The sequence below is a fragment of the Roseateles saccharophilus genome (genome assembly GCF_004342485.1).
In the GTDB taxonomy this organism is placed as follows: domain Bacteria; phylum Pseudomonadota; class Gammaproteobacteria; order Burkholderiales; family Burkholderiaceae_C; genus Pelomonas; species Pelomonas saccharophila.
The window spans coordinates 15,697-29,425 of sequence record NZ_SMBU01000004.1; the positions used below are offsets into that span (position 1 = coordinate 15,697).

Annotated in this window: 11 protein-coding genes; all 11 read left to right on the forward strand. The window is 70.1% G+C overall.

The annotated features are described in order from the left end of the window. The first annotated feature begins 243 nt into the window (after positions 1–243). The 11 genes from EV671_RS04645 (at position 244) to EV671_RS04695 (ending at position 13,728) form a co-directional block, all read left to right on the forward strand. Positions 244–1,155 (forward strand): carbohydrate ABC transporter permease, encoded by a 912-nt coding sequence (locus EV671_RS04645; RefSeq protein ID WP_243655583.1) that lies wholly within the window; start codon positions 244–246, stop codon positions 1,153–1,155. Then, positions 1,152–2,042, forward strand: a complete 891-nt coding sequence (locus tag EV671_RS04650; protein WP_132570130.1) for a carbohydrate ABC transporter permease — start codon at positions 1,152–1,154, stop codon at positions 2,040–2,042. Before EV671_RS04645 ends, EV671_RS04650 begins: the two co-directional genes overlap by 4 nt. A 2-nt stretch (positions 2,043–2,044) precedes the next feature. Continuing rightward, positions 2,045–3,340 (forward strand): ABC transporter substrate-binding protein, encoded by a 1,296-nt coding sequence (locus tag EV671_RS04655; RefSeq protein WP_132570131.1) that lies wholly within the window; start codon positions 2,045–2,047, stop codon positions 3,338–3,340. Positions 3,341–3,359: 19 nt separating this feature from the next. Next, positions 3,360–4,496, forward strand: coding sequence for an ABC transporter ATP-binding protein (locus EV671_RS04660; RefSeq protein ID WP_132570132.1), 1,137 nt, complete (start codon positions 3,360–3,362; stop codon positions 4,494–4,496). Positions 4,497–4,510: 14 nt separating this feature from the next. After that, positions 4,511–6,661 carry an alpha-galactosidase gene (locus EV671_RS04665; RefSeq protein ID WP_243655584.1) on the forward strand — a complete coding sequence of 717 codons (2,151 nt, stop codon included), beginning with the start codon at positions 4,511–4,513 and terminating at the stop codon, positions 6,659–6,661. 20 nt (positions 6,662–6,681) lie between these two features. Beyond that, positions 6,682–7,695 (forward strand): UDP-glucose 4-epimerase GalE, encoded by a 1,014-nt coding sequence (gene galE / locus EV671_RS04670; RefSeq protein ID WP_132570134.1) that lies wholly within the window; start codon positions 6,682–6,684, stop codon positions 7,693–7,695. Beyond that, the gene (locus EV671_RS04675; protein WP_132570135.1) at positions 7,692–8,732 is read left to right on the forward strand and encodes a UDP-glucose--hexose-1-phosphate uridylyltransferase; all 1,041 of its coding nucleotides are present in this window, start codon (positions 7,692–7,694) and stop codon (positions 8,730–8,732) included. The genes galE and EV671_RS04675 overlap by 4 nt, the downstream gene beginning before the upstream one ends. Next, entirely contained in the window at positions 8,729–9,877 is a 1,149-nt protein-coding gene (gene galK, locus EV671_RS04680) for a galactokinase (RefSeq protein WP_132570136.1), read from the forward strand. Before EV671_RS04675 ends, galK begins: the two co-directional genes overlap by 4 nt. A gap of 43 nt (positions 9,878–9,920) precedes the next feature. Continuing rightward, positions 9,921–10,985 carry a LacI family DNA-binding transcriptional regulator gene (locus EV671_RS04685; protein ID WP_132570137.1) on the forward strand — a complete coding sequence of 355 codons (1,065 nt, stop codon included), beginning with the start codon at positions 9,921–9,923 and terminating at the stop codon, positions 10,983–10,985. 189 nt (positions 10,986–11,174) lie between these two features. Continuing rightward, entirely contained in the window at positions 11,175–12,641 is a 1,467-nt protein-coding gene (locus tag EV671_RS04690) for a glycoside hydrolase family 32 protein (RefSeq protein WP_165917471.1), read from the forward strand. 163 nt (positions 12,642–12,804) lie between these two features. Beyond that, positions 12,805–13,728, forward strand: a complete 924-nt coding sequence (locus tag EV671_RS04695) for a PfkB family carbohydrate kinase (RefSeq protein WP_165917472.1) — start codon at positions 12,805–12,807, stop codon at positions 13,726–13,728. Position 13,729 lies beyond the last annotated feature (1 nt).

Consider the following 13,729-nt stretch of genomic DNA (forward strand, 5'->3'; position numbering starts at 1 on the left):
CTCTTGGGATTTGTCGACGGTTTGGTCAATATTCAAGGGGAATTTGGCCTGTTCAGCCTGGGCGGTGCGTGATCTGGAAGCCGCGCCCGCTGGCCTTCAGTGCGCTGTGCGATGCGCCAATCCTGAGCGTAGGCCGTCGTATCGAGGTGCACGTCAGACTCGTTTCAGTCTTTCGGGATATCCCTGAATACAAACGATTGCATTGCGCCCAGAATGCGTGCACTCGCCGCTGCCATGGAACCCGTGAACCGCCTTCTCGCCTCATTTGCCTCCGCCCTCGGCCCCGGCCGCCGGGCGCAGACGCTGACCGCCTGGGCGCTGGTGGGGCCGGCCTTCGTCGGCTTCCTGCTGTTCCATGCCTGGCCGACCTGCCGGGCTCTGGCCATCAGCTTCACCGACTGGAACCTGCTGAGCGAGCCGCGCTTCGTGGGCCTGGACAACTATGCCCAGCTGCTGCGGGACGGCGGCTTCTGGCAGGGCATGAAGCTCAGCGCCTGCTATGTGCTGCTCAACATCCCGCTGCAGATCGCGTTCGGCCTCTTCCTGGCCGTGGCGATGGACCGCCTGGCGCGCTCGCTGTGGGTCAAGGCGGTCGTGCTGCTGCCCTATCTGCTGTCCAACGTGCTGGTGGCCATGATCTGGCTGTGGATGCTCGACCCGCTGCTGGGCTGGGTCAACGAGATGCTGGCCACGCTGGACATCGACCGTCAGCCCTTCTTCGGCGGCGTGGACCAGGCGCTGCTGACCGTGGCCGCCGTAAACATCTGGCGCCACATGGGCCTTGTGGCGCTGCTCTTCCTGGCCGGGCTGCAGAACATCCCGCGCTCGCTCTATGAGGCGGCCGGCCTGGAGGGGGCGTCGGAGTGGCAGATGTTCCGACGCATCACGCTGCCGCTGCTGCGGCCGGTCATGGTCTTCGTGCTGGTGACCAGCGTGACGGGCTCCTTCCAGATCTTCGACACCATCGCGGTGACGACCAAGGGCGGCCCGCTGGACTCGACCCAGGTCATCGTCTACTACATCGTGCAGAACGCGTTCAGCTTCTACAAGATGGGCTATGCGTCGGCGATGTCCATGGTGCTGTGCCTGGTGATGCTGGCCTACACGGTGCTACAGATGCGCGTCATGCGTGCCAACGAAAGCGATTTGGCATGAGCGCCGCCGGTCGCCGCTTGAGTCTCGGCCGTCTGCTCGCGTGGGCGGCGCTGCTGGGCATGCTGCTCGTCACGCTGCTGCCGTTGTGGTTCGCGCTGAAGACGGCGCTGGTGCCATCGCAGCAGCTCTACGAACAGTCGGCGACGCTGGTGCCGCACGACCCGACGCTGCTGAACTTCCGCCGCGTGCTGGGCCTGCTGTCGCCGGAGCAGAGCCTGGCCGTCGGCGGCTCGGGGGCCGAAATCAACTTCCTGCGGGCGCTGGGCAACTCGGTGCTGTTCACCGTCGTCATCGTCACGCTGCAGGTGGGCTGCGCGGCGATGGCGGCCTATGCCTTCGCGAGGCTGTGCTTCCCGGGGCGCGACCTGTTGTTCGCGCTTTTCGTCGGCACGATGATGGTGCCCGGCGTCGTCACCTTCATCCCCAACTTCATCCTCATTAAGGAGCTGGGCTGGCTGGACACCTATGCCGGCATGGTGGCGCCGTTCTGCCTGATGCAGGGCTTCTCGGTGTTCTTCCTGCGCCAGTTCTTCCTCGCCATCCCGCGCGACATCGAGGAGGCCGCGCTGCTAGAGGGCGCCTCGCAGGCCTACATCTTCGCCCGCGTCGCGCTGCCCCTGTCGTCCTCGGCCCTCGCCACCATCGCCATGCTGACCGGCATCAACATCTGGAACGAGTTCTTCTGGCCCTACCTCGTCGCCAAGGACGAGGCCCACCAGGTGCTGACCGTGGCCCTGCAGACCTTCAAGTCCCAGACGCCCCAGGGTCAGCCGGACTGGACCGGCCTGATGGCGGCCACCGCCGTCGCCGTGCTGCCGGTGCTGGTGCTGCTGCTGGCCTTTGGCCGGCGGATCATCGAGTCGGTGCAGCACAGCGGAGGCAAGTGACGATGAAGCGAATCCTTGCGATCACTCTTGCACTGGTCGCCTCGCTGGCCCAGGCCGCCGAGGTGCGCTACATGCTGTGGGACTCCGACCAGCAGCCCGCCTACCGCGAGTGTGCGCGGCGCTTCGAGCAGCAGCATCCGGACATCAGCATCAGGTTCCAGCAGGCCGGCTGGGCCGACTACTGGACAGCCCTGTCCACCGGCTTCATCGCCGGCACGGCGCCCGACGTCTTCGTCAACCATCTCGCCAAATTTCCGGAGCTGCTGAAGAACGGCCAGCTGCTGGACTTGGCGCCGCTGCTGCGCCGCGACCCCGTCGACCCACAGGCCTTCATGCCCGGGCTGTTCGGCATCTGGGGCCGCGATGGCGGCCAATACGGCCTGCCCAAGGACTGGGACATGGTGGCCCTGGCCGTCAACCTGGACATGGCGGAGCGGGCTGGCGTCACGCGCGAGGAGCTCTGGTCCATGACCTGGAACCCGGTGGACGGGGGCAGCTTCGAGCGCATCGCCCGCCGGCTCTCGCGCGACGTCGCCGGTCGCTCGGCGGCCGATCCCGGCTTCGACCGCCGCCGCGTGCGCGTCTATGGTTTCCAGACGCCCGGCCCCGGTGGCGCGCTGGGCCAGACCGAGTGGAGTCATTTCGCGGCCTCCATGGGCTTCACGCTGCAGGACCAGCCCTGGGCGCCGCGCCTGCACTACGACGACCCCCGCCTGGCCCAGACGCTGGCCTATATCGCCGGGCTGCCGGGCAAGGGCGTGTCGGCCCGCTTCGAGCTGACGCGCTCGCTGGGCTCGGCCGCGATGTTCATCGCCGGCAAGGCGGCCATGGTGCCCGATGGCTCGTGGATGGTGGCCAACTTCGCCCGCAACGCCCACTTCCGCCATGCCTGGGTGCCGCTGCCCGTGGGCCCCACGGGCCGGCGCGCCAGCATGATGAACGGCCTGGGCGACTCGATCTGGGCCGGCAGCAAGGTCAAGGAGCAGGCTTGGGCATGGGTGCGCTTCATGGCCTCGCCACAGTGCCAGCGCCTGGTCGCCGACGCCGGCGTCACCTACCCGGCCCTGCGCGGCATGGCCGAGCTGGCGGTGCAGGCCCAGGCGCGGCGCGGGGTCGACTCCGCGGCCTTCCTCGCCATGAGCCACGAGCGCAATTTCCCCATGCCCATCGCTGAGCACGGCGCCGAGATCAACGACTGGGTGGGTACGGCCATCGAGTCGGTGCTGATCGGCAAGAGCGATGCTGCCACCGCCATGCAGACAGTCGACGCCCGCGTGCTGCGCCTGCTGCAACCCTGAACGCACGCAAGAGAACTCCATGGCCGGCATCGAACTGTCCTCCGTCTGCAAGACCTACGCCGGCGGCGCGCCCGTCATCCGCAATGTCGACCTGCAGATCCGCGATGGCGAGTTCTGCGTCTTCGTCGGCCCCAGCGGCTGCGGCAAGTCCACGCTGCTGCGCATGGTGGCCGGCCTGGAAGAGATCAGCGCGGGCGAGCTGCGCATCGGCGGCCAGCGCATGAACGACACACCGCCCGCACGGCGCGGCGTGGCCATGGTGTTCCAGAGCTATGCGCTGTTCCCGCACCTGACGGTTCGGGAAAACCTCGCCTTCGGGCTGACGCTGGCCGGTGTCGACAAGGCCGTCATCGGCGCCAAGGTCGACGGCGTGGCCGCCAAGCTGCAGCTCGAGACGCTGCTGGAGCGCAAGCCCAAGGCCCTGTCCGGCGGGCAGCGCCAGCGCGTCGCCATCGGCCGCGCCATCATGCGCGAGCCTGGCGTCTTCCTGTTCGACGAGCCGCTGTCCAACCTCGACGCCGCGCTGCGTGTGCAGACCCGCTTCGAGATCGCCAAGATCCACCGCGAGTTCGGCAGGGCCTCGACCATCTACGTCACCCACGACCAGGTCGAGGCCATGACGCTGGCGGACCGCATCCTGCTGCTCAACGCCGGCGAGGCGGTGGCGCGCGAAGGCAGCGTGGCCCAGTGCGGCTCGCCGCTGGAGCTTTACCACCGGCCGCGCAACCTCTTCGTGGCCGGCTTCATCGGCTCGCCGAAGATGAATTTCCTGCCGGCGACCCTCGTCGAAGGCCGCAGCGACGGCGCTCGCGTGCGCCTGGCCACCGGCGAGCTGCTGGACGCGTCCGTCGACGCCGCCGCGCTGCCGGCCGGCGCGCCCGTCACCGTCGGCGTGCGGCCCGAGCATGCCGAACCTGGTGCCGTTGGCCAGCATGTCGTGCGCGAACTGCGCTGGCAGGAGCGCCTGGGCGAGGCGACCTATCTCTACCTCGACGGCGAACTGACCGTGAAGGCGCCCGGCCAGGCCCATGGCGACGCCGGCCAGCGCATTGCCGTCACGCTGCCGTCGACCCAGCTGCATCTATTCGACGCGGGAGGACTGGCGCTGCGGCGCTGCGTCCCCGCTCCCGACCTGCGCCTGCCCGTAGCCGCATGACGCCGCCTGAACTCATGAGCACCGACTACCTCTCCCTCCACGGCCGCAGCAGCAGCCTCGTTCTCGAACTGCCGCGCGGCGAGGCACCGCTGTGGCGCTACTGGGGCCCGCGCCTGCCCGACGGCGCGACGCCCGGCACGGCGCTGCGCGACACCCGCCCGCTGCCGTCCTTCAACCTGGACTTCGACCAGCCCCTGAGCGTGGCGCCGACCTTCGGCGTCGGCTGGTTCGGCCAGAGCGCGCTGCTCGCCCACCGGACGGGGCGTGACTTCGCGCAGGCCTTCACGCGCTGCGAGGTCGACTGGCAGCAACCGGGGCGGGCTGTCGTGCTACGCCTGACAGACGACGTGGCGCAGCTGCGGCTGGACCTGCATCTGCGCCTGGACGAGGCCAGCGACGTGCTGGTCGCGCATTCCGAGCTGAGCAATCTCGGCAGCAGCGATCTCGACGTGCAATGGCTGGCCGCCTTCACGCTGCCGCTGCCGGGCCGCTGCGATCAGGTGCGCTCTTATGCCGGCCAGCATATGCAGGAGTTCCTGCTGCAGGTGCAGCCGCTGGCGCGCAGCACCTGGCGGCGCGAGAGCCGACGCGGGCGCACCTCGCACGACTGCTTCCCGGGCGCGGTCGTGACGACGCCCGGCGCGACCGACGACGCGGGTCTGGTCTTCGGCGCCCATCTGGCCTGGTCGGGCAACCACCAGCAGAGCATCGAGTTCCTCCATGACGCTCAGTTCCAGTGGCAGCTCGGCGAATGGCTGGCGCCCGGCGAGGGCCGGCTGGCGCCGGGCGCCAGCCTGACCACGCCCGAGGTCGTCGCGAGCTGCTCCACGGGCGGGCTCAACGGCCTGGCCGCCAACTTCCACGCCGAGCTGCGCGCGCGGCTGAACTGGCCCGATGGCGCCATGCGCCCGCGGCCCGTGCACCTCAACACCTGGGAGGGTTTCTACTTCGACGTCCACCCCGAGCCCGTGATGGCGCTGGCCACGGCCGCCGCGGCCCTGGGCGTGGAGCGCTTCGTGCTCGACGACGGCTGGTTCCACGGCCGCCACCACGACCGTGCGGCACTGGGCGACTGGTGGCCCGACGAGGGCAAGTTCCCGCAGGGCCTGGGCGCGCTGATCGCGCATGTGAACGGTCTGGGCATGGAGTTCGGCCTGTGGGTCGAGCCCGAGATGGTCAACCCGGACAGCGAGCTGTTCCGCGCCCACCCCGACTGGGCCTTGCAGCTCGACGGCCGGCCGCTGATCACCGCGCGCAACCAGTTGGTGCTCGACATCTCGCGGCCCGAGGCGGCCGATTACCTGTTCGACAAGATCTCGGCCCTGCTCGCGGCCCACCCCATCGGCTATCTGAAGTGGGACCACAACCGCGACCTCACGACGGCCGGACTGCCCGGTGGCCTGCCCGGCTACCGCGCCCAGGTGCTGGCCGTCTATGCGCTGATGGACCGGCTGCGCCGGGCCCACCCTGGCGTCGAGATCGAGAGCTGCTCGGGCGGCGGCGGGCGCATCGACTTCGCCGTGCTGCGCCACACCCACCGCGTCTGGACCAGCGACTGCATCGACGCGCTGTCGCGTCTGGACATCCAGCGCGGCTTCCTGCAGTTCTTCCCGCCCGAGATCATGGGCGCCCATGTCGGCACCGCGCCGGCCCACACGACCGGCCGCAGCCAGAGCATGGCCTTCCGTGCCGCCGTGGCGCTGCCCGGCCACCTGGGCGTGGAGCTCGACGCCCGCCACCTGGGCGAGGCGGAAGCCGCCGAGCTGCGCGCCTGGATCGCGCTTTACAAGCAGCTGCGCGAGCGCCTGCACCAGGGCCAGGTCTGGCAGGGGCAGGGTGGCGACGGCATCGTCTGGCAGGTGCACGGCGAGGCGGATGCGAGCGAGCTGCTGCTGCTCGCCTACCGCGCCGCGCCCAGCAGCCTGCGCTATGCGCCGCCGCTGTGCCTGCCCATGCTGGATGGCGCGGCGCGCTACCGCGTGACGCAGCTGCTGCCCGAGGGCAGCAAGCTGCCGAGCGGCCGGCACGAGACCACGCCGCTGCACGACGCGCTGCGCAGCCCCGAGGGCCTGGTGCTGGACGGCGCCTGGCTGGCCCAGGCGGGTCTGCCGATGCCGCGCGTGCAGGCAGAGACGGCCTTCATCGTGCGGCTGCAGAAGCTGTGACGCGCAGGCGGAGCGGGCCCATGAACATCCTCGTCACCGGTGGTGCCGGCTATGTCGGCAGCCACTGCTGCGTGCAGCTGATCGCTGCGGGCCATAGGCCGGTCATCCTCGACAACCTCGCCAATGCCAAGCCCGGCGTGCTCGACCACATCGAGCGCGTCGCCGGCACGCGGCCGCAATTCGTGCGTGGCGACGTGCGCGACGGTGACCTGGTCGCAAAGCTGTTGCGCGATGAGGGCATAGACGCGGCCATCCATTTCGCCGGCCTGAAGGCCGTCGGCGAATCGGTACAGCGGCCGCTGGACTACTACGACAACAACGTGCACGGCAGCCTCGTGCTGCTGCAGGCCATGCGGGCCACCGGCGTGCGCACGCTGGTGTTCAGCTCCTCGGCCACGGTCTATGGCGACGCCGAGCGCATGCCGCTGCGCGAGGACGCGCCGACCTCGGCCACCAACCCCTACGGCCGCAGCAAGCTGATGGTCGAGCAGATGCTGGCTGATCTGGCCGCGGCCGACGCCGATCTGTCTCTGACCGCGCTGCGCTACTTCAACCCGGTGGGCGCCCACCCGAGCGGCCTGCTCGGCGAAGACCCCCAGGGGCTGCCCAACAACCTGATGCCCTTCGTGGCCCAGGTCGCCGTGGGCCGGCGCGAACGGCTGGCCGTGTTCGGCAACGACTACCCGACGCCCGACGGTACCGGCCTGCGCGACTACGTGCATGTGCTGGACCTCGCCGACGGGCATGTCGCCGCGCTGGGCCACGCCCACGGCCGGCCCGGCCTGCACGTCTTCAATCTCGGCACCGGGCGCGGCCACAGCGTGCTCGAACTGCTGGCGGCCTTCGGCCGCGCCTGCGGGCACGAGCTGCCCCATGCCATCGCCCCGCGCCGCGCCGGTGACGTGGCCGCCAGCTGGGCCGATCCGGCGCGGGCCGAAAGCCTGCTCGGCTGGCGCGCCCGCCGCGGCCTGGACGAGATGTGCGCCGACACCTGGCGCTGGCAATCCACCTACCCGAACGGATATCCCGAATGAGCGCCCCCTTCGACCCGGCAGAACACTCGCACCGCCGCCGCAACCCGCTGACCGGCCAGTGGGTGCTGGTCTCGCCCCATCGCGCCAAGCGGCCCTGGCAGGGGCGGCAGGAAACTGCCGCCGAGGCCGTACTGCCACGCCACGACCCGGCCTGCTACCTCTGCGCCGGCAACACCCGCGTCAACGGCCAGACCAACCCGGACTACCGCGGCCCCTTTGTCTTCACCAACGACCACGCGGCGCTGATGCCCGCCGTGCCCGATGCACCGGCCGGTGACGCGCTGTTCCAGTCCCAGGCCGCGCGCGGCACCAGCCGCGTCATCTGCTTCTCGCCCGACCACTCGCGCACGCTGCCCGAGCTGGCGCGGGACGAGATCGTCGCCGTCGTCGACACCTGGTGCGAGCAGAGCGCCGAGCTGGGGCGCGAGCACGCCTGGGTGCAGGTGTTCGAGAACAAGGGCGAGATCATGGGCTGCTCCCAGCCCCATCCTCACGGCCAGATCTGGGCCACCGGCTTCCTGCCCAACGAGGCCGCGACCGAGGATGCCCAGCAGCGCGACTGGTTTGCCGCGCACGGGCGGGCGTTGCTGCTCGACGTGGCCGAGCGCGAGGCGGGCGGCGAGCGCGTCGTCGTGCAGAACGACGACTGGCTGGCGATCGTGCCCTTCTGGGCCACCTGGCCCTTCGAGACCCTGCTGCTGCCGCGCTTCGCGGTGCAGCGCCTGCCGCAGCTGACGGCGGCGCAGCGCGCCAGCCTGGCCGATGCGCTGAAGCGCCTGACCTCGCGCTACGACAACCTGTTCCGCTGCTCCTTCCCCTATTCGATGGGCTGGCATGGCGCGCCCTTCGACGCGCGCGATGCGGCGCCGTGGCAGCTGCATGCCCACTTCTACCCGCCGCTGCTGCGTTCGGCCACGGTGCGCAAGTTCATGGTCGGCTTCGAGATGCTGGCCGAGGCCCAGCGCGACCTGACGCCCGAGCAGGCCGCCGAGAAGCTGCGCGCGGTGAGCGATGTCCACTACAAGGAGCCGGCATGACAGCGCGTGATCGGGCCGACGAGGCCTTCCGGGCCGCCTTCGGCGCCGAGCCGGCGCTGCGCGTGCAGGCACCCGGCCGGGTCAACCTGATCGGTGAGCACACCGACTACAACGATGGCTTCGTGCTGCCCTGTGCCATCGACTTCGGCACCCGCATTGCTGCGCGGCCACGCGACGATGACATGGTGCAGATCGTCGCGGCCGACTACGACGGCGCCATCGACCGCTTCCGCATCGGCACCACCATCTCGCACCGCGAGGACGCCGCCTGGGCCAACTACGCGCGCGGCATGGTGCAGATGCTGGCGGCGCGCGGCCTGCCGCTGCGCGGTGCCGACCTGGCCGTGGCCGGCGACGTGCCCCAGGGCGTCGGCCTGTCCTCGTCGGCCTCCTTCGAGGTGGCCGTCGGCCAGGCCTTCAAGTCGCTGCACGGCCTGGTGCTGGACCCGACGGAACTGGCACTGACCGCCCAGCGGGCCGAGAACGAGTTCGTCGGCTGCAACTGCGGCATCATGGACCAGCTCATCTCGGCCCGCGGCCAGGCCGGCCATGCGCTGCTGATCGATTGCCGCAGCCTGGGCGCCGAGCCGGTGCGGCTGCCGCCCGATCTCGCCGTCATGATCGTCCACTCGCGCGTGAAGCGCGGCCTGGTGGACAGCGAATACAACACGCGCCGCCGCCAGTGCGAGGCCGCGGCCCGCCACTACGGCGTGCCGGCGCTGCGCGATGTCGACCTGGCGCGCCTCGAGGCCGGGGCCGCGGGGCTGGACGAGGTCGTCTACCGGCGCGCCCGCCACATCGTCACCGAGAACGCGCGCACGCAGGCGGCCGCCGTCGCGCTGGCCCGCGGCGACCTGGCGACGCTGGGGGCGTTGATGGCCGCATCGCATGCGTCCATGCGCGACGACTTCGAGATTACCGTGCCCGCCGTCGACCGCCTCGTCGAGATCCTGCAGCAGGCCATAGGCCCACAGGGCGGGGCGCGCATGACGGGCGGCGGCTTCGGCGGCTGCGCCGTCGGCCTGATGCCGCTCGCGCGCGTCGATGCGGTGCAGGCGGCCGTCGAGGCGGGCTATCGCGCGCCAGATGGCGCGCGGCCGACGGTCTGGGTCTGCCGGGCCAGTGAGGGAGCCGGCCCGGGTTGACGCTGCTTGTCGTTTGCGGTGAGCCCTGCGAGGATGCCGGCCAATGTCCAAGCCAGCCCCTAAAGAACCAGCCGCCCCCAGCGCCGGCGAGCAGCGCCGCCTGCAGATGGTCGACATCGCCCGCCTGGCCGGCGTGTCGGTGTCCACCGTGTCGCGGGCCCTCAACGGCAGCGAGCTCGTCAACGCCGAGACCCGCCAGCGCGTCGCCGAGCTCGCCCGCTCGCTGAACTACTCGATCAACTTCGGCGCGCGCAATCTGCGCCTGCAGGAGAACAAGACGGTGGCCGTCGTCGTGCCCTATGACGCCAAGTCGCGCCAGCACATCTCCGACCCCTTCTTCCTGTCCATCGTCGGCGCGATTGCCGACGCGCTGACCGACCGCGGCTACGACATGCTGCTGTCGCGCGTCGATGCCGAGCATCTCGACCTGGCCTCGCACTGGTTCGACTCCGGCAAGGCCATCGGCGTGATCCTGATCGGTCAGTGGCGCCACCACGACCAGCTCAACGAGATGGCCGCGCGCAAGCTGCCGCTGGTGGTGTGGGGCAGCGAGATGCCGCAGCAGCTCTACTGCAGCGTCGGTGGTGACAACGTGCTCGGCGGCAGCCTGGCCGCGCGTCACCTGCTGCAGCTCGGCCGGAGTCGCGTCGCCTTCGTCGGCGACGCGCGGCTGCCCGAGGTCTGGCTGCGCCGCCAGGGCTATGCCCAGGCGCTGCGCGAGTTCGGCGTCGATGTGGACCCGGCGCTGGAGCTGGCCGCGCCGTTCGAGCCCAGTGCGGCGACCGACATCGTGCACGAGTTCTGCACCAGGCGCCGTGACTTCGATGCCGTCGTCTGCTGCAGCGACGTGCTGGCCCTGTTGATGATCCAGGCGCTGCGCGCCGCCGGCCGCAGTGTGCCGGGCGATGTCGCCCTGGTTGGCTACGACGACATGCCGCTGGCCGCCTACTGCGATCCGCCGCTGACGACGGTGCACCAGCCCGTCGCGGAGGCCGGCGTCGAGCTCGTTGAGACCTTGCTGTCGCAGCTGCATGGCGAGCGTCTCGGGCCGCGCACCCTTCCCGTCTACCTGAAGCTGCGCGAGAGCGCGCCCGACCCTGCGGCTTGAACGCCTGCGGGCGCAGGGGCGGGCGCGCCGCTCATTCGAGCGCTGCTTTCGGCTCCCGGAGAAGGGGATTTCCTGCCAGGAATTTGCGGCAGGTCCTGGCAGTTGTGCAATCGATTGCATATCGCATGGATGTCGTTCAGAATTGCGCCGCCGCATCAATCAAGGCAGCGCCAGGGCCTGCATCCCTCCATGAAAACCATCCCGTCGACATCACAGGACTGCTGGCGCCCGGCGCTGCATTTCACCGCCGAGCGCTTCTGGATCAATGACCCCAATGGCCTGGTGTTCGCCGGTGGCCAATGGCATCTGTTCTTCCAGCACAACCCCCAGGGCAACACCTGGGGGCATATGAGCTGGGGCCATGCCGTCAGCGACGATCTGCTGCACTGGCGGCATCTGCCGCTGGCCATTCCCGAAGACGAATCCCATATGGCGTTTTCCGGCTCGGTCGTGATCGACGACAGGGGATCGAGCGGGCTGGGCGCCGACGGGCAGGCGCCGTTTGTGGCGATCTACACCGCCTGCGCGCAGCAGCCGGTGCGTCATCAGGCCCAGCACCTGGCGTTCAGCAGCGACGGCGGGGTTCGCTGGACCCAGTACGCCGGCAATCCGGTGCTGGACATCGGCGCCCAAGACTTTCGCGATCCCAAGGTGTTCTGGCACGAGTCCAGCGGCCGCTGGGTGATGGTCGTGGTGCTGCCGCACGAGCGCAAGGCCAGCTTCTATGCGTCGCCGGACCTGAGGCACTGGTCCCACCTCAGCGACTTCGGGCCGGCAGGCGGCGTGGAAGGGATCTGGGAATGCCCGGATCTGATTTCCGTGCCGGTGCAGGGGCAACCCGGGCGTCGGGCCTGGGTGTTGAAGGTGGATGCGTTCGAGGGGCATCCGACCGGAGGCTCGGGCGCGCAGGTATTCGTCGGCGATTTCGATGGCAGCCGGTTTCGGGCCACGCAGCCTGCTCGCTGGGTCGACCATGGCAGCGACTTCTATGCGGCCATCTGCTGGGCGCATGTGCCCGCCGAGGATGGGCGAGCCGTCTGGCTGGGCTGGATGAACAACCACCGCTACGCCGCCGCGACGCCCACGCAGGCCTGGTGCGGGGCGATGAGCATCCCGCGCAGGCTCAGCGTGCGCGACGACGCCGGCGCCCTGGTGCTGTGCCAGGAGCCGGTCGCCGAACTTGCAACGGCGCGGCGCGAGCGATGGCAATGCGGGCCTTTTGCACTGGGTGCGGGCGGTGTGGACGAAGTCGTCCGGCTGGGTGCGGGCGATGTGCTCGACCTCGAAATCGCCTGGCGCCCCGGCACGGCGACCGAGTTCGGCTTGCTGCTGCGCTGCGGCGGGCAGGAGGCGACGCGTGTCGGCTGGGACGCCGAGCGTCGCGCCCTGTTCGTCGACCGCAGCCTGAGCGGCCTCGGCCCGGACGATCCGGTCTACCGGCTGCCCCAGTACGCGCCCTTGGCCCCGCAGGCCGATGGCAGGGTGGTGTGGCGAGTGCTGCTGGACCGCTGCAGCGTCGAGTTGTTCGCCGACGGCGGTGCCGTCGTGTTGACGAACCTGATCTTCCCTTCGCCCGAGAGCCTTGAGCTGAGGGCCTTCGTGCGCGGGGGATCGGCGGAATTGCTGTCGCTGGAATGCTGGGCCCTTGAGGCCTAGCGGCGCGTGGCGCCGAAAGGGCTGACAAGCGCGTGCCGCCTAGGCTTGATTGCGCGTTTCCCCTCACGTGCAATCGATTGCAAAATCACCGGGAATAACCGAAAATTGACTCATCCGTGAAGCCCAGGATGGGCTGATGGGCGCAACAACAACAGGAGACAACATGCCCCAAGAGCAGGTGGCCCCACGCACCGTCCTTGTGCTGGGAGAGGCCCTGATCGACGAGTTCCACGACGGCCCGGTGGTCGGTGGCGCGCCGTTCAATGTGGCACGCTCGTTGGCCTTGCTGGGGGCGCCGGTGCACTTCGTCAGCCGTATCGGCGCCGAAGACGCCGCGGCGGCCCTGGTGCTGGAAAGCGCCCGTGAATACGCGCTCCCGGTCGCCGGTCTGCAGCGCGATGACCGGCATGCGACGGGGCGTGTCAGCGTGTTCGAATCTCCCGGCGGCGGGCATGAGTTCAGGATCCACGCCGATGCGGCCTGGGACTACATCGAGGTGCCGGAGCTGGAGCCGCGCTGGACCGAGGGCTGGCTGTATTTCGGCAGCCTCGCGCAGCGCAGCCCGGTGTCGCGGCACAGCCTGCGTGCCCTGGCCAAGCGCCACCGCGGGCCGGTGTTTCTGGACCTGAACCTGAGGCCCGGCGAGGCTATGCGCGAGCTCGCCGCCGAGTCGCTGATGCTGGCCGACTGGCTCAAGGTCAACGAAGACGAGCTCGCACAGTTGGTCGCGTGGTTCGCCCCCGACGGGGTGGCCGCGCTGATGGCCCGCTTCGCGCTGGCCCGCCTGCTGGTGACGCGCGGTGCCGAGGGCTATGAGCTGTTCGGCGCGGGCGGGCGCTTGCTGGAAAGTGGCGCCGGCGTGCTGCAGCCGCAGCTGAGGGACACGGTCGGTGCAGGCGACGCCTTCACCGCGATGCTGCTTGCCGGCCTGTGCCTGTGCCTGGGCCGGCCGCTGAGCGGCACCTTGGGCCTGGCCAACCGCTACGCCGCCGGGATCTGCGGCCTGCGCGGGCCGCTGCCGGCCGATCCGGCGGTGCTGGCCCCCTGGCGTGCGGCTCTGCACGCGCTGCCTGCTGCGGAGGGCTGAA